Genomic DNA, 16,559 nt, shown 5'->3' on the forward strand with positions numbered 1-16,559 from the left:
CAACTATTAATCTCAATAGCTTTCTACCATTATACCCACCATAAAACAAACAAGTGTTATCATCCACCCATTGCCTCCCCTCTCCCTAATAAGGGATAATAAATAGATTACACAACAAGAGAGGTTTACAGATGAAAGGAAGTTCACACGCAGCAATCGGAGCCGCCGTCGGAGCAATTGCAGGGTATCAGGTGCAGCCTGACCTATATACCATCGCAATCTCCTCCTTGGTCGGCGGAGTGTCAGCACTCGTCCCCGACCTAGACACAAATGGAGTGGCGAGCAACCGGATCACCATTTCAAAAAAGATCACTCAGTGGCTAATGCAGTTCGTCGGAATCGGCATTTTAGTCGCGATTATCTATCAGTATTTCACTGCAGGCTTTAGTCCCTCCATCCTTTTATATGCAGGAATCGGCTTGCTCTTTTTCATCGTATCGCAATTTATTACACAAAGAAGAATGTTGACGCTAACGGGCGTCATGGTGATGTGGCTAGGAATTGTGATGCATCAATCAATCGGTATCTTGCTAGCTGGAAGCTATATTGTCATCGCCTCATTCCTTCCGCACCGATCCTACACCCACTCGTTTCTCGGCCTAGCATTTTATGCGTTCATTTTGAATCATTTACAGCAGGAGTGGGCGTTCGAAGGGCTGCTCGCTGCAGGCATAGCCGGGTACGCAAGCCACTTGATTGCAGACATGAAACTCTTGCCCATGAACCGCCGAGGCGTGAAATGGTTTCTCCCATTCTGGAATAAAGAATGGTGAATTGTGTCCAAATTGCTCCGGTGCCTGTGCACGGCGCATTTATGACAATTCAACTGAAAGTATTAATATACAAAGGGAAGTCGACCAGAATCCGATCTGGAAGACTTCCCTTTTCAGTAATATACAATTGTAGTTAATAAACTGAATAGTGTGCCGCGCAGGCACCCACACAATTCTCAAACAATTCTCAATCAATCCTCTCCCCTTGCACGACGAGTCTATATTCGTTGGAATGCGCGGGGTAGCAGGTGATGAGAGATATAAGCGCCATACCTTCCTTTGGTTCAAGTACATCGACTTCGTGAGGCTTTACAATTTTAATGTCGAAGACTTTAAAGACCATCTCTCCTTCACCTGTTTGGAATGTGAACTCCGTGCCTACCTTCATTTCATGCAGCCGATTGAAATACTTGCCGAAAACATGGGCCTGGTGCCCGGCAATGGCATAGCTTCCGCCCATTTCGCCGGGCAGGTCCATATTTTCGATGGCCCCGAGGGATCGGTTAAGCGTCTCTGCATCCGCGCCGTGCATGACCGGCGCTTCCAGGTCAATTGCCGGGATTGATAAGATGCCTTCCATTCCATCAAGTTTGGTGGCATCGGTTTCCTTTTCAAGCAACTCGACCGTCTCCTCCATGACTTGCACGGAACGGAATGCATCCATCAATTCTTGCTGGTGCTCTTCACTTTCTGCCTTGCCGTTCATGAGCCAAACGAACAGCACAAGACCGGCAACGATGAGCAGCGTTCCAAGCCAGTTCAATATCCGCTTCATCTGTCAACCACCGCTTTCACGCTGCCGACATCTTCAACTTTCCCATTCGCCGCATTGCAAACCCCGTCACCATGAGAATCAGCGCAAGGAATGCCAACCGTTTTCCATCCCAAAATCCGCCTGTTTTTGGCAATGAAGAACGTGAATCCGCACCATTCATCGCAAGGCTATTCATGAAACTGGATTGGCCTTTACCAAGAAGTGCAGATGCATCGGCAATTCCACTTAAGTCACCTGTTCTGGAGCCGAAATCCGCATCAACATCACCTGACAAGCCATTCCCTGCGATAGATTCCTGCTCTGCTTCATCCATGGCATCATTCCCACCAGCATTATTATTCGTTGTCCCATCGTCTTCATTGCCGAAACTGTCTCCGGAATTCCCCTCGTTTGCAGGGGGCGTGGCTGTTCCTTGATCATGCCCACTCTCATTTGAACCCGCTTCATCAGCACTTCCTGGAACCTCCATACCGCTATCCTCCCCAGGAGCAGTTACGCTGCCATCCATCTGAATCGTGAACTGCCGCTCCCTTGTCAACACATCTCCAGAAATCGTATTATTCGTCGACGGCAATCCTACAGCCAATCTAGCACCGCTTTCAGTCACCCATTGGCCGTCCTCAGTCGCTGCCATCCTCTGAACAAGCACACCGACAGACGCATCTTCAAGCAAACCTTCATTTAGATCTGTTTGAATCAAGCCGGCGGAAAGGGATTCCCCCTCCTCATCGGCTTCCAAATGCCTATCCAACACACCGACATGCGTTTCGCCAAGCAACGGCACGTCTTCCCCATTCACTTCGGCAAGACCGCCGTCGAATGAGCCGTCCGTTCTATCACGCGAAGCCACGTCCACAATCAAATCATCCGTCACCGGGGTTTCCAATACGACGGAAGCAAGTGAAGATTTCGCTCCAGTTTCAGATTCTTCACTCTTCAAAACAGAAACGCCCAGATTATCCACAACCGCCTCATCGCCATCGATGGAAATATCAACAACAGTGGACAGTTCAAGCTCTGCCGACTCATCTGCCGCATATTCCGCCGACAACACATCGACGGAGGCATCATCCAGCAGACCTGCATTGAGATCGGCTTGAATCAAACCTGATGAAAAGGACTGTCCCTCCTCATCAGCAGTCACGTGTTCATCCAACACCCCGACATGCGTCCCGCCGAGCACCGACAGGTCTTCCACATTCGCTTCAACCACTCCGCCTACAAATGTGTTCGCAGTCTTTTCGCCCGATAAAACGTCGACCGATACATCGCCCGTCAATGTCAACTCCGTTTCGACCGTCGCCCCAGAAGCTTTAGAGTCGGCTTTCTCCAGCACCGTTACATCCAAATCATCCATATCGCCGTCTTTTAACTCTATAGTGGCCAATGCATTTGAAACCTCAGTTTCCGGCGTCCTTTCTCCGGAAACAACGTCAACCGTCGCATCATCCGTCAATGTCGATTCCACCTTGACTGTCGCCACAGATGCTTTGGAGTCGTTTTTCTCCAGCACCGTTACATCCAAATCATCCAAAACACCGTCACTTATCTCAACAGTGTCCAATGCGACAGGCTCCTCATCTGACTCCGATGGAATCGTCACGCTAACATCGCCGACAATCGGACCATCCAGCATTTCCACATCAAGCACCGATGACTTTCCGTCCTCTTGGCTAAACACACTCACGTCAACAATCGAATCGTCTTCGGACGCGGCGGCATTCGAAGGCGAAAAAACAAGCGCCACAGTTAGACCAACCGCTAGGACACCCATATTCATCAATTTAGTTTGCATTTCGTTTCCTCTCCTTTTTTACTTTTTTGCTTGTAAAAAAGGATTAGATTGTGGCGGTTGGCCGGGTGGTGCGTGAACCCATTGGATCCTCATATGCTCGTCGGAATGAACCCACGGCCTGCCTGATAGATTGTGCACCATTGTAAAACCATCAACGATTCCCGGTACAACATCAGCACTCCCGCCATGGGTTACCAAAGGAGAAATGACCGATGTTGTTCCCGTAGTGATGGCAACCGGAAACCTGTCCCATTGCGTATCGGATTGGATAGGAATCAATGGTGGACCCTGTTCAGCCGGTGCTTTCATTTTTGCATCTTCAGATACTTGATTCACGGGATGAACGGCAGTTTGTTGAGACACTTCATTTGAAATGAAAATCGTTTCTTCATCCACCATCGGATCAGTGGGTTCAGGAATTTCAGGAGACTCAATCATAGAAGTCGACTCATCATTTTCTACGCCTTGTCGGGTCTCATTGACTGGAGGCTCAATCACTTCGTCAGGTTGAACATCGATATCCGGCGCATCCGTTCGCGGAAGTCTTGGAGTCTCGGCGATCTTTTCGATTGCATCAACCGTCTCTTCAACTCCGACACTTTCAACGGATTCACTCACCTTCTCAGTTGTCTTATTGACGACCTGACTCACTTCATCCAATACTGGCGCAGCAACAGGAATCTCAGGCAACTTCTCCACGATCCCCGTCACCGCCGAAGATGAAGCTTGTACCGTCTCCGCCGTTGTTTTCTCAACAACCGTCACGACATTCTCCAACGTTCCCTCGACAAATTCAACCGTTTCCGAGCCGATGACATTACCAACCGATTCCGTCGTCTCTGTCACCGTCGATTCAACCTTCTTCAACACGCCAGACATAGGACCGTTTCCATCCCCGCCATCCTCGGCATAAGCGACAGCAGCTGGAGCAACAAACAAGCAAAACAAGAGGCTCGCGCAGATAAATACCCATCTCACATAAGTCACCTCCTTTGAAACCATCCATTTATTTCAAAACACCCCATCTCCTTTACACGTACCCAAATGTCAAAAAGGTAAACATTCCCAACCAAATTGTGTCAGTGCCTGTGCGAGGTGAATTTATGACTATTCGCCTTCAAGTATAAAAACACATAGGGAAGTCAACCAAAACCTGATCTGGCGACTTCCCTTTTCCGCATTATACAATTGTAGTTAATAAACTGAATTGTTCCGGTGACTGTGCAAGAAACATTTATGACAATTCAACAGTACGTATACACATGCAAAGAAAAGCCGATCAAATGACTAACTGATCGGCTTTTCATTTCTGCATAATACAATTGTAGTTAATAAACTGAATAGTGTCTTGCACAGGCACCGTTTGAAGGCACCGTTTGGAAAGTTTATTCCGCTTGATAATCCGCTAGGAATTGTTTCACTTTGGCCGGATCGGCCACTAATTCGTTGCCTGTGTCGACTAATGGGCTTACTGTGGAATAGGCTTTTTTCTTATTCCCTTGGTAATAATTCAAGAACTCGTCTTGGTTGATGGAGTAGAGAACGGCTTTCCGTAAGTTTTCGCTTTTCGCAACGTCACGGTCGGATGCGTTGAAGAGCAAGTAAGTGACCGCGTTGCTATCGTTCTTTTGCAAGACGAGTTTATCGTCATTCTCCACTAACTCATATTTCGTTTCCGGTACGCCGTTGAAGAGATGGATTTCCCCGTTGCGCAATGCGGATAACGCGCTGTCCGCATCTTCAATGAAACGAACGGTAACGCTGCTAATTTTCGGTTCGAATTCGCTGCCGGCACGGTAGGCCGGATTTTTCACGAAGTCTGCTTGGTAATCGTTTTTCTTTAAAAGAATATATGGACCGCTCGCATACAGATGGTTGTCATAGCTCGCGCCTTCCGTCACTGTGCGCTGATCACCGTACGGAATATCCTTATTCACATCAAACGCCGCCACATCGTACGTATTAATGCTCTCCACTTGCTTTTTCGACACAATCCCGGCAGATTGGTGCGCCAAATAGTTCAGCACTTGCGGGAACGGCTCGTTCGTCGTCACTTTTACAACTTGGTATTTCCCTGCACTGCTGTCCGCTGCAGTTTTATCTCCAACAAGCTCCGTAATATCGGATTCAAGCCCTTCCCCAAGAGCCTCAAGAACCGACCCTTCGCCGCTAGACAGCTTTGCGTCTTCAAGCTCCGCAAGATCCGTCACAACTTCGATATTCTTCATGCTCTCATGCAAGCTGTACGTCCGGTGATCCGGCACGGAATCCCTATCTTTCGCGCGGTTCAATGAAAATACGACATCATCCGCACCGACGCGCTCTCCTGTATCAACTGCTTTTCCATCCGCCACTTTCGCAAAATTGATGTCATCGCGGAGAATGAAGTAATAATCCTTATTCCCTTCGCCAATTGCGTAATTATAAGAAAGCGAACCTTCCGATACGACTTGATCGTCATCCGTCAAATTGACGAGGCGCACGTACATATTCGTATTCAACGTATTGATCGAGCCGTCATTCCCTTTGATCGGGTCAAGGGACGTCAACGAACCGATCGCCTGTTGGGTAATTAATGCGTCCGCATCGCGCTTTGATGCATCCTTGAAATCAATTGTCTCCCATGCGATCGCTCTCGATTTTGCAAGGCGGACCGTATCCGGGTTCAACACATCCTTATTGACCCCTTGCGCTTTGAATGAAATATAAAGCGGCGCAATATACGCTTTCTCTCCGACAATCTGCTGTTCAAGCTGCTTATACGTCTCCTTGAATTCATCAGGCGTCTCCGTGCTCGCTTTCTCAATCAATTCATCCACCACAGAATCATTAATATTGCTATTATCACCGTCCGATTTGAATAAAGAACGGACCGCGTAATCCGGATTCCCCGTCACAGTCGTCCAGCTCGATAGCGCAATATCGTAATTCCCAGCATCGCGCTGCGCCTTGAAGCTGCCATAATCAGGCTGGATATTCAATTTCACGTCAAACCCATTTTTAATGAGCTGATCCCGGACAATATTCATATCTTCCTCGCCAGCGCTCGTTCCAAGCAACTCAATCGTCACTTTATCTGAACCACCGCCGCCTTTTGTCTCTCCGCCATCCTTTTCACCGGAAACATCCGACTTCGTTTTCACACAGCCTGCCAACACGACAACAAGTGCAAGTAATACGGCCAATAATCTTTTTCCCATAATCAAATCTCCTTTTCCTTCTATCTATGTTCATTCCACCAAAACGAAAACCAGAACTACTTTCAATCAAGCCGCGGGTCAAGCGCATCTCTCAACCCATCCCCTAAAAAGTTAAAGGAAAGGACGAGCAAGATGATGGCAAGCCCCGGGAAAACCGCCAAATACGAATGGGATTCCAAATACGTGCTTCCGACCCGCAAAATATTCCCCCACTCCGGAATATGCGGCTCCACGCCAAGCCCTAAATAGCTCAAACTGCTCGTCGCAATGACGGCCCCGCCAATCGTCAACGTCGACTTGACGATCATCGGTGCCATTGAATTCGGCACAACTTGCCTGAAGATGATCGATAAATCAGAAGTGCCAAGCGCGCGAGCCGAATCGACGAAATCATAATTCGACACCATCAACACATTCGCCCGCATCGTCCGGGCATATGTCGGAATCGACCCGACGCTGAGCGCGATGATCAAGTTCACCGTGTTGGCACCAAAAGCCGCGATAATCGCAATCGCAAGCAAAATCCCCGGAATCGCGTACAGCACATCGAGCAATCGCATGATCACATTATCCGTCCGGGTGCTGTAATAACCGGCAATCCCACCAAGGAATCCACCGATAACCGCTGGAATTACCGTCGATGCAAATCCGACGATCAACGAAATCCGTGCGCCGAAAACAATTCGCGAAAATACATCTCGCCCGAAATTATCCGTACCGAACGGATAGGCCAAGCTTGGCTGTTGCAAAATGTTCCCATAATCATTTTCGACTGCTAGATCATAATCGAACGTGAACCGGCTCACAACTGAAATCGTCAGCATGAGGATAATGAAAAACATGCCCAAAACCGCTGTCGAATTTCGCGTAATCTTCTCCCACATCACATTCCATTTCAAAATCCGCGAACGATCATTGCTCATTGATTTCAACAACAAGCTCCATCCTAAAACGAGCGCGAAAAGATTGCCCGTCACTGCAGTGAGAAGGACGATGCCCCCAACAATCGCCATCGATTTCGGAGCTTCCAAATCCCCCACCGACCTTGCCACGATAATCAAAACCGCAATATCGAAAACGGCAATAGCAAGCAACACGACCATCGCAAAAGGAAACGTATCCGTTACATATGGTTTGAAAATATTCATTGCCGAAATCGCGATGACGAACAGTTGCGTCAAAAACATATACACGGCAAATGTGTATTCCGGCGTCTTTCGTTTATTGATGATCGTGAACGCGAACGCAACTGCGAAGACGTTCCCCGTCAATAAACTAAGCAATTGCACATACCCAAGCCTTCGGGTCTTTTGTTGAATCGCGCCATGGTGCAGCAAATCCTCCTTCATCCTCCGCGTCATGAATACCTGCCAAAGACTTGTTGCCAAATAGGCCATGAACAAGGCAAACACAAACGTATTCATTTCCCCGGTTTTGAACGAGAAACTGTTCACCAAGAAGACCGCCGAGATGATCAATGAAATGATCCATGTGAAATTCGCTTGCGGGTATTCCTTTGATAAAACCAATGCATGCCGATTGTTAAGCTTATCTTCCATCTTTACACCTGCTTTATGATTGTTTCATCTTCGAACGGATACGCGGATCGAGAAATGCGTATAAAATATCGATCAGCAAGTTCACGAGCGAAATCGTAATCGCGATATAGACAACGCCCCCCATAATGGCGGGGATATCTGGAATAAATTGCTTATCCACGATATAACTTCCGATCCCTTTAATATTGAACACCTTCTCCGTCACAGCGGCCCCGCCAAGCATGCCGCCAAACAACAGACCGATGACGGTAATGACCGGAATCATCGCATTCCCGACCGCATGCTTCCAAAGCATCTGGCTTTTTGTCAGCCCTTTTGCACGCGCCGTAATAATGTAATCCTCATGAATGATTTCCAGTAATGACGACCGCATCATCCTTGCAATCGAAGCAGTGAGCGCCGTTCCTAGCACGACAACCGGCATGATCATCGACAAAGCATTTCCCGGGCTATAAGTAGCAGGCAGCCAATTGAGCTTGATCGAGAAATTCAAGATGAAGATAAGCCCTTGCCAGAAATTCGGAATCGACAAGCCGATCAGCGCGATGAACATGAACGTCGTATCCAAAAACGAATTCGGCCTTGTCGCAGACAAAATGCCGACCGGAATGGCGATGACGATTGCCATGAGGACGGAGAACATTGCAATCGTAAACGTAATCGGGAATTTATTTGCAATGCTCGACGCCACATCCTCACTTCCCGCAAACGATGAGCCGAGATCGAACGACGCAATCCCTTTCAATGCATTCCATAGTTGCTGCAAATACGGCAGGTCCAGACCATGGATTCGATTGAACGCGGCAATCTGCTCCGGTGTCGCCGACTCACCGAGGATGTTGGAAGCGGGGTCAAAAGGCGAAATATAAAGAATGGAAAAAACAAGTATCCCTACCCCGATGATTACGAACACGCTTTGTACGAGCCGTTCCATAATGTATTTCAAAAACGGATTGCTGATCAGCAAGAGCCAAACATACATGACGACGCCCGGCACTAGCGAGGCGACGAGGAATAGCGGCCGTTCAAGGAGAGACAGGAAGTATGCGGAATATGTCTCCTTTTTTGTACCGATTTGCGCAAGCCGTTCATCGGTCCTGAGTATAACCTCATCCTTGAGCCGTTCGTCCGCAAGCTTTTCAGCCTCTCTGCGAATCTCCTCACGGCTTCTCTTTTCTTGGAAGAATGCCGCTTTTCGCAGCAGTTGGCCCTCGTACTCTTTTATATATTCGTTGCGTCTGCCATCAGAAAGCTCCCGCTCTACTTCTGCTATTGTTGCTTCGTATGTATCGTCTTTCCTCTTCAATAAATAAAAGAGATAAACAAGTAAATGGAGAGGCAACCCTGTCAAATAGAGCAGGAACCGATACAATGCCCTTTTATGCGCCTCAAGGACCGTTCTCTTGAGCAAGGCAGAAACGCCAATTTTCATCCGTAGTCCCCTCCTCCCCTATATTGTATAATTCCTATCGGTATACTATACTATATTCAAACAAAAAGATGTTGTCAATTTAAGAATTTTCATTTTGATGACCGATAGGGGGATTTTGAATGTCGGATACAGTGTTGCGCGTGACGGATCTGCATGTTTCATTCGCCGGAAGGGAAGAGGATTTCGATGCTGTCCGCGGCGTAAGTTTTGAAGTGAAGAAAGGGGAAACGTTAGGTATTGTCGGGGAATCAGGCAGCGGAAAGAGCGTCACTGCGCGGTCCATCATGCGGCTGCTCCCTTCCCCTCCATCCTATATGAAGCAAGGAACAATCGAATTCCAAGGAGAAGACCTCTCTTTGAAGACGGAAAAAGAGATGGAAAGCATTCGCGGAAAAGAGATGGGCATGATTTTCCAAGACCCGATGACTTCTCTTAATCCGACTATACGGGTAGGAAAACAAATTGCGGAAAGCCTAGTGAAGCATAGGGGGTTATCGAAAGGAGATGCGAAGAATGAAGCGATCGAGCTGCTGAAGCTTGTCGGAATTAAAAACAGTGAAAAGCGCTTTACCCAGTATCCTCACGAATTTTCGGGCGGTATGCGCCAGCGGGTGATGATTGCCATCGCGCTCGCGTGCAGGCCGTCCCTCCTCATTGCAGATGAGCCGACGACAGCACTGGACGTGACAATTCAAGCGCAGATTTTGGATTTGATGAAGAACATGCAGCAGCGCTTCGGCACGTCCATCATCCTGATCACGCATGACTTCGGTGTCGTGGCGGGGATGTGCGACCGTGTCGCGGTCATGAAAGACGGGGAAATTGTCGAGGCGGGGACGACGATCGACATATTCGAAAACCCACAGCACCCGTATACGAAAAAACTATTAAACGCATTGCCCCGCCTTGATGAAAAGAAGAAACCGAAACTTCCTCCACATATAAAGGCAGGCGTGGACACGACGATTCCACTCGTGCAAGTGGATTCATTGCGGCAGCATTTCGACAGCGGAAAAGGTGAGGTTTTGAAAGCGGTCGATGATATTAGCTTCTATATCCGCCCCGGGGAAACGTTAGGACTTGTCGGCGAATCCGGATCGGGCAAATCGACGACGGGCCGCGCCATCCTACGGCTAAATGAACCGACATCAGGCGACGTCCTCTACCAAGGGATCGCTGTTAACCGGTTATCGAAAAATGAAATGAAAACAATGCGCCGCCATATGCAAATGATCTTCCAAGACCCATATTCATCTCTGAACCCGCGCTTCAAAGTGCTCGACATTATCGGGCAGGCGCTTGATATCCATAAGCTAAGTCAAACGAAGGCGCAACGGAAAAAGAGAGTGGAAGAACTGCTCGAAATGGTCGGCCTCAAACCGGAGCACGCCATGCGGTACCCCCACGAATTTTCAGGGGGCCAGCGCCAACGAATCGGCATCGCCCGCGCCTTGGCAGTAGAACCAGATTTCATCGTCTGCGACGAACCATTATCCGCACTCGATGTTTCAATCCAAACACAAATCGTCGAGCTATTAGAGGACTTGCAACACCGGCTAGGCCTCACTTACTTATTCATCGCCCACGACCTGTCGATGGTGAAACATATAAGCGACCGGGTCGCCGTCATGTACGCCGGCAAAATCGTCGAACTAGCGGAAAGCGAGGAACTGTACAGCAATCCACTGCACCCATACACAAAATCCTTGCTCTCCGCCATCCCGATTCCCGACCCACGCGTCGAAGCAAACAAACAGCGCCGCCTCCCTGAAGAAGGCGCAACAACAAGCGACCGATACAACCTCCACAACGCTCAATTAGTAGAAGTATCAAAGGGACATTGGGTCGCTATGTAAAAGGTGCCTGTGCATGGTTCAATTATGACAATTCATCATTCCGGGTAAAAATACGCGAGGAAGCCAATGACTTGTTGCTGTCATCGGCTTCCTCTTTTCTTATATACAATTGTAGTTAATAAACTGAATTGTCCCGGTGCCTGTGCAGGACGCATTTATGACTATTCAATATTATGTATACAAATTCAAACGCAAGCCAATGAAATGACTAAATGAACGGCTTTCCTTTTCCCGATTATGCAATTGTAGTGAATTAACTGAATAGTATACTGCACAGGCACCTGTTTGAATGCAGGATTGTATCGAAAGTGGGTACCACTTTATGGTAGACTGTAACTAAATAACTTTCAAACTCTTCCCAATATAAAAGAAATACGACAACTGAAAAACTCCCTGTTTTTTCACAGTATACCTACCTGATAATCCTTTGGTGCAACTACTATCAACGAGAAAAGGAGACTGCGCTTTGAAAAAAACGATGGTTGGCCTATTTTTGGCGGTTTGTTTGTTCTTGGCAAGCGTTTCTGTTCATGCCGCTGCCCCTACATATCCAGATGTCCCCCTCACCCATTCCGCAAGCAAGGAAATTGAATACCTTGTCGGCAATGGGATTCTGACAGAAGCACCATCATTCGGCGTAAACAATACGATTTCGCGCATTGAAGCGGCTGAAATGATTGTAAAGGCGTTAGGGCTGGAGACGGAAGGGTTACCCGATGTCGATTTCATTGATGTTAACCCGGAGGATGAATTTTATGCGATCATCCAGGCGGCAGCAACCGCGGGATTCATGATCGGAAATGCAAACCAGGAGTTCATGCCCAAAGCTCAGTTGACTCGGGCACAAGCCGCGTCCATCTTGGTTGCCGCATTCAAGTTAGAAGGTAATTCACAAAAACTATTCCACGATGTCCCTGCATCCTATTGGGCGAGTGATGCAATCGGTATTCTTGTAGAAAATGAAATTACTTTCGGGTATACGGATGGAACTTTCAAGCCGACCGCTTCATTGACAAAAGGGCATTTCAGCACTTTTTTAGCTAGAATCCTGAACCCGGAATTCAGACAGCGTCCTGCCTGCTATTCAAAGGAAAGCAAAAAATCTTACGCAATAAGTGTGCCCGTAACGAACGTATGGCATGTGCCCGGCAAGACGCGTCCTATAGATGAGATTTCAATCCAAGCAAAACCGGATATGAAGAAATGGTCCTCCCAATTGACAATCCCCCAAAAGCATTGGCTTATAGGAAAAACGGACACACAGGCGTTATATGGGGATCCAGTCGAGATTATAAGATCGAGTGGGAACTGGCATTATATCGCCATAAAAGATCAAGCGAAAACCGGACATAAGAACGGCTATGAAGGTTGGATTCCTAAATCGCACGTCGCCGCCTCCACTATCAATAACACGAACTGCCCCATTGCTGTTGTGGATGCAAAGATAGCCACGCTCTACAACATGGCGAAATGGGATGACAATCAGAAATGGATGGATGTTAGTTACACGACTATCTTGCCAGTCGTTGCAGATCATGGGCAGTTTCTAGAAGTATTAACAGTGGAAGGCGATACAAAATTCATGTTGAAGCGGGACGCCAAAGTACACGAGAATTACGCCGCTATTCCAAAACCGACTGCAAAAGACATTATCGCTAGCGCCAAACAGTATGTAGGACTTCCCTATGTATGGGCCGGAACTTCCGCCTATGGCTTTGACTGCTCAGGCCTCATCTATTCCGTCTATAAAAACCACGGAATCCTTATACCACGTGATTCCTTCGTTCAGGCGACTCACGGAAAAGCAGTTAGCCGCAGTCAGCTGCAACCCGGAGATCTTATGTTTTTTGCACACAATGGCGGAAAGGGAGCGGTGTATCACGTATCGATATACATTGGCGAAGGGAAGATGATCCATGCCCCGAACTCTTCCCGTAGTATCGAAATCATTTCAATTGACACGCCATTATATAAGAAGAATTATTCCGGTTCGCGCAGATACCTGCCTTCAAATTGATTGAGATTGTCTGTAGTTTTCTTTTTAATCTTTAACTCCACACCCACCCATGGATGGTGCAATTTAACAATTTTTATGAAAACTATATCCTTTATAATAGTATTCTCCGGAACAAAACATATTCAACTTGTTTTGCTTACTTTTTCCGAGATTACTAGTAAAGGAGAAACATCATGTCAACACCAAAAAGAATCATACTGTTGCTCGTTGTCATCTTACTATTGTCACTGAACACAGTGATTGTAAGCGCAAGTGCAAAAAACTTTTTACCTTTCGAAGACAATGAGGCAGGAAGAAACAGTAACGCTTATTTACCGACATTCAGTCCGTCCATGGATTTGAAGAAAAGTTTCATTGAAGAGATTTCGGTCTATGCAAAAGAGGCAAATGCGAAATGGGGCATTCCGGCCAGTGCGATCATCGGAATGGCTATAATCGAAAGTGGATATGGAACAACAAGAATTGCAACAAATGCAAATAATATATTTGGAATAAAAGTGTGGGCGAACAACCCGAGCGGAGGCTGGCAACTGAAAGGTCAACCTGACGAAAACAATGGAACGGTCCCTATTTTGGCTAATTACGGCAAAGATCGATTAATCTATGACGAGTCCAAAAGAGTCGATAATTGGTATCGTATGTTTGCTGACTACAAAGATGCAGTCGATTACTTAGCAGGAACATTTCTCCTCAATCAAAGATACGGTTTCGCAAAAACAAATTACGAAAACAATCTAAAAAAAGGATGGAGTTACGAGCAAGCGTCTAAACAATACATATATGAAATCGCAGTTGCTGGGTACAACCACTTGGGTGGCGACTATTACCGAAACATAGTCTGCAATGTGATGACAGAATGGGACTTGTATAAACTCGATGAGAAAACATTCAAAGACGTAAACGGACATTGGGCTCAAAAAGAAATTGAATTCTTAAAGGACAACGGTTGGATAAACGGATATAATGATGGAACCTTTAAACCGAATGCTACGTTAACCAGAGCGGAAACAGCCAAAATCATTAGCAATTTTCTAGGACTAACCGTAACGCCCCAACCGGTTTATTTTACTGACGTACCTAAAACATTTTGGGGACACCATGCAATCACATTAGTTGCGCAACACAAATTAATGAATGGGACAAGCCGTGAACGCTTCTCACCCAATACAAACTTAACGAGAGCACAAATGGCTCAAATATTTTACAATGCCGGTTTTTATACTCAACCAGTTAATACTGGTACAACTTCATTTAGAGATGTACAGGAAGCCCATTGGGCATATGCAGCAATTGAAACAATCAAGCTAGAAGGAATTATGACGGGATATGGAAATGGACGTTTTGGCCCCAGTGATTCGATAACAAGAGCACAAATGGCCGCTATTATTTACCGTTTAGACCAGAAGGGGTGGAACAGGAAATAAAGTCAAACCGCCTTTTCTGTGCAAGGACAAAACACATATAAATACGAAGGGAAGTCGATCAAAAAGTTGAATTGATCGACTTCCTATTTATATGGACAATTCACCTGCTCTACTGCTTCGGACCACGATATTTATCCGATTTCACATAATAATTTTCATGGTCAATTCGGTCCCACTCCGTTTTCTTGTACTTCATATATTTTATCGATTTGTTGATAGCGTCTATATCAAAGGGTTTATAATACTGTCCTTCCGCCCATGCATGCATCTCCAAATAATCGGGGTGTGTTGCATCGTGATATACACTCATAAAATGAGCATATCCGGGCGGTCCCCCAACATCTTCGGGAGGCGCTGTACCCTCCCCCATAAGAACGGTCGGGAAACCGAAATAGTAATCTTCTACAATCTCCTCAAGATCCACAGTAATACGCCAATCATCCCCGGAATCATAACGATACAAAAATTGGCCCTCCGCCTCCAAATACTTATCGAATTTTAGATGGGAAGGACGTTTAAGCGTCAATCCATTAAACTGTTTCCCATATTCTTCATGTATCAAAGGATTATTCGTAATGAAAAGCCCATCAACCTCTATATCGAAATAATGATATGGCTCATCAATATACTTGCTTTGAAAGTTCGTCACGTTTTGAATCATCTCATGCAATCGATTAAAGGTCGCCCCCGCAGGCAAAACAACCCTTCTCCAAATCAGGGGGCTGATATCTTCAAACGCCAGTTTTACAATATATGCTTTCATGGAAACACCTCAACTTTATAGAAATTTAACTTACCTCTATACTAATTCTCCAACTTGTAAATAGCCAGCATTGTACGAGAACCTGATCTGGTGCCTGATCTGGTGCCTGTGCATGGCACATTTATGACAATTCAACAAAAGGCATTTAAATACAATCAAAAGTCGTTCTATTGTTATTATGACTGACTCTTCATTTCGCCAATATTCAATTGTAGTAAATAAACTGAATTGTGCCGGTGCCTGTGCAAGCTTCAATTATGATGATTCATATTTACGTATGAATATCCACAAATAATCCCATGACACATTGATGTCATGGGATTTCTTTTTTTATGAATTCAATTGTAGCTAATAAACTGAATAATGTGCTGCACAGGCACCAAAAAGATTCGGAAAACTTCACCTCTTCAATGCATGCATCTTTACAATCCACGAGGAATAAGATGAGTTAAAAAGGAGGCTTGATGGTCATTTCTAAAACTATTCTTCTACCATTCCAAATTAATCGCGCCGATACGATCTGGGCCAGATTCAAAGGCCGTTTAGGTTACAAAGGCCAGCTTGTCAATAAAGGTCTTCTACTTACACCCTGCAATTCTCTCCGTATGTTTTTTATAAGGCATCCAATTGACGTCATCTTTCTAAACAAATCAAATCGTGTCCTTAAAACAATGTCTTATCGTAGACCTTGGCGAGTCGTACCTCCTGTAAAAAATGCATACTCAACACTTATTCTCCCCCTTGGCACAGTGAAAAAAGAGAAAATCCGTGTTGACGATACACTTCAATTAAATTTTCACGAGAATAGTTGATCCTATATTTACCGGCGTCTAATTGTGTCGGTGCCTGTGCACGGTGCATTTATGACAATTCAACGCAGTAAATATAAATACAACGATAAGCCAATCAACAGTCGAGTTGATTGGCTTTCGCGTTTTTCGATTATGCAATTGTAGTGCATTATC

General features: G+C 46.2%; 12 protein-coding genes. 5 read left to right on the forward strand and 7 right to left on the reverse strand.

The window, feature by feature from the left end; translation table 11 throughout:
• The first annotated feature begins 131 nt into the window (after positions 1-131).
• On the forward strand, positions 132-773 hold the full coding sequence (locus ACFPTP_RS13810; protein WP_381445916.1) for a metal-dependent hydrolase: 642 nt from the start codon (positions 132-134) through the stop codon (positions 771-773).
• 187 nt (positions 774-960) lie between these two features.
• Here ACFPTP_RS13810 and ACFPTP_RS13815 read toward each other — a convergent pair whose 3' ends face one another.
• The 6 genes from ACFPTP_RS13815 to ACFPTP_RS13840 form a co-directional block, all read right to left on the reverse strand.
• Positions 961-1,548: a class D sortase gene (locus tag ACFPTP_RS13815; protein WP_381445918.1), complete on the reverse strand. Its 588-nt coding sequence runs from the start codon at positions 1,546-1,548 to the stop codon at positions 961-963.
• A gap of 16 nt (positions 1,549-1,564) precedes the next feature.
• Positions 1,565-3,343, reverse strand: coding sequence for a hypothetical protein (locus ACFPTP_RS13820; RefSeq protein WP_381445920.1), 1,779 nt, complete (start codon positions 3,341-3,343; stop codon positions 1,565-1,567).
• Between the two features lie 18 nt (positions 3,344-3,361).
• A complete protein-coding gene (locus ACFPTP_RS13825; RefSeq protein ID WP_381445923.1) occupies positions 3,362-4,321 on the reverse strand; it encodes a hypothetical protein in 960 nt (319 codons plus the stop codon).
• 407 nt (positions 4,322-4,728) lie between these two features.
• A complete protein-coding gene (locus tag ACFPTP_RS13830) occupies positions 4,729-6,543 on the reverse strand; it encodes an ABC transporter substrate-binding protein (protein WP_381445925.1) in 1,815 nt (604 codons plus the stop codon).
• 62 nt (positions 6,544-6,605) lie between these two features.
• A complete protein-coding gene (locus tag ACFPTP_RS13835; RefSeq protein ID WP_381445927.1) occupies positions 6,606-8,102 on the reverse strand; it encodes an ABC transporter permease in 1,497 nt (498 codons plus the stop codon).
• A gap of 13 nt (positions 8,103-8,115) precedes the next feature.
• A complete protein-coding gene (locus ACFPTP_RS13840; RefSeq protein WP_381445929.1) occupies positions 8,116-9,534 on the reverse strand; it encodes an ABC transporter permease in 1,419 nt (472 codons plus the stop codon).
• A gap of 119 nt (positions 9,535-9,653) precedes the next feature.
• Here ACFPTP_RS13840 and ACFPTP_RS13845 point away from each other — a divergent pair, with 119 nt between their 5' ends.
• The 3 genes from ACFPTP_RS13845 to ACFPTP_RS13855 all read left to right on the forward strand — a co-directional run bounded on the left by ACFPTP_RS13845 (position 9,654) and on the right by ACFPTP_RS13855 (position 14,831).
• The gene (locus ACFPTP_RS13845) at positions 9,654-11,390 is read left to right on the forward strand and encodes an ABC transporter ATP-binding protein (protein ID WP_381445931.1); all 1,737 of its coding nucleotides are present in this window, start codon (positions 9,654-9,656) and stop codon (positions 11,388-11,390) included.
• Between the two features lie 466 nt (positions 11,391-11,856).
• Positions 11,857-13,407, forward strand: a complete 1,551-nt coding sequence (locus tag ACFPTP_RS13850; protein ID WP_381445933.1) for an NlpC/P60 family protein — start codon at positions 11,857-11,859, stop codon at positions 13,405-13,407.
• Positions 13,408-13,580: 173 nt separating this feature from the next.
• On the forward strand, positions 13,581-14,831 hold the full coding sequence (locus ACFPTP_RS13855; protein ID WP_381445935.1) for an S-layer homology domain-containing protein: 1,251 nt from the start codon (positions 13,581-13,583) through the stop codon (positions 14,829-14,831).
• Positions 14,832-14,940: 109 nt separating this feature from the next.
• Here ACFPTP_RS13855 and ACFPTP_RS13860 read toward each other — a convergent pair whose 3' ends face one another.
• On the reverse strand, positions 14,941-15,594 hold the full coding sequence (locus ACFPTP_RS13860; protein ID WP_381445937.1) for a plasmid pRiA4b ORF-3 family protein: 654 nt from the start codon (positions 15,592-15,594) through the stop codon (positions 14,941-14,943).
• Positions 15,595-16,058: 464 nt separating this feature from the next.
• On the opposite strand from ACFPTP_RS13860, the gene ACFPTP_RS13865 reads away from it, so the two are divergent.
• The gene (locus ACFPTP_RS13865; RefSeq protein WP_381445939.1) at positions 16,059-16,406 is read left to right on the forward strand and encodes a DUF192 domain-containing protein; all 348 of its coding nucleotides are present in this window, start codon (positions 16,059-16,061) and stop codon (positions 16,404-16,406) included.
• The last annotated feature ends 153 nt before the right edge of the window (positions 16,407-16,559 follow it).

Source organism: Sporosarcina koreensis (assembly GCF_042655825.1).
Taxonomy (GTDB): domain Bacteria; phylum Bacillota; class Bacilli; order Bacillales_A; family Planococcaceae; genus Sporosarcina; species Sporosarcina koreensis.

Bases quoted from the DNA above. Each gene is read 5' to 3' on its own strand.
- ACFPTP_RS13810 (WP_381445916.1), top strand. From the start codon at position 132: ATGAAAGGAAGTTCACACGCAGCAATCGGAGCCGCCGTCGGAGCAATT.
- ACFPTP_RS13840 (WP_381445929.1), bottom strand. From the start codon at position 9,534: ATGAAAATTGGCGTTTCTGCCTTGCTCAAGAGAACGGTCCTTGAGGCG.
- ACFPTP_RS13835 (WP_381445927.1), bottom strand. From the start codon at position 8,102: ATGGAAGATAAGCTTAACAATCGGCATGCATTGGTTTTATCAAAGGAA.
- ACFPTP_RS13845 (WP_381445931.1), top strand. From the start codon at position 9,654: ATGTCGGATACAGTGTTGCGCGTGACGGATCTGCATGTTTCATTCGCC.
- ACFPTP_RS13865 (WP_381445939.1), top strand. From the start codon at position 16,059: ATGGTCATTTCTAAAACTATTCTTCTACCATTCCAAATTAATCGCGCC.
- ACFPTP_RS13855 (WP_381445935.1), top strand. From the start codon at position 13,581: ATGTCAACACCAAAAAGAATCATACTGTTGCTCGTTGTCATCTTACTA.
- ACFPTP_RS13820 (WP_381445920.1), bottom strand. From the start codon at position 3,343: ATGCAAACTAAATTGATGAATATGGGTGTCCTAGCGGTTGGTCTAACT.
- ACFPTP_RS13860 (WP_381445937.1), bottom strand. From the start codon at position 15,594: ATGAAAGCATATATTGTAAAACTGGCGTTTGAAGATATCAGCCCCCTG.
- ACFPTP_RS13815 (WP_381445918.1), bottom strand. From the start codon at position 1,548: ATGAAGCGGATATTGAACTGGCTTGGAACGCTGCTCATCGTTGCCGGT.
- ACFPTP_RS13830 (WP_381445925.1), bottom strand. From the start codon at position 6,543: ATGGGAAAAAGATTATTGGCCGTATTACTTGCACTTGTTGTCGTGTTG.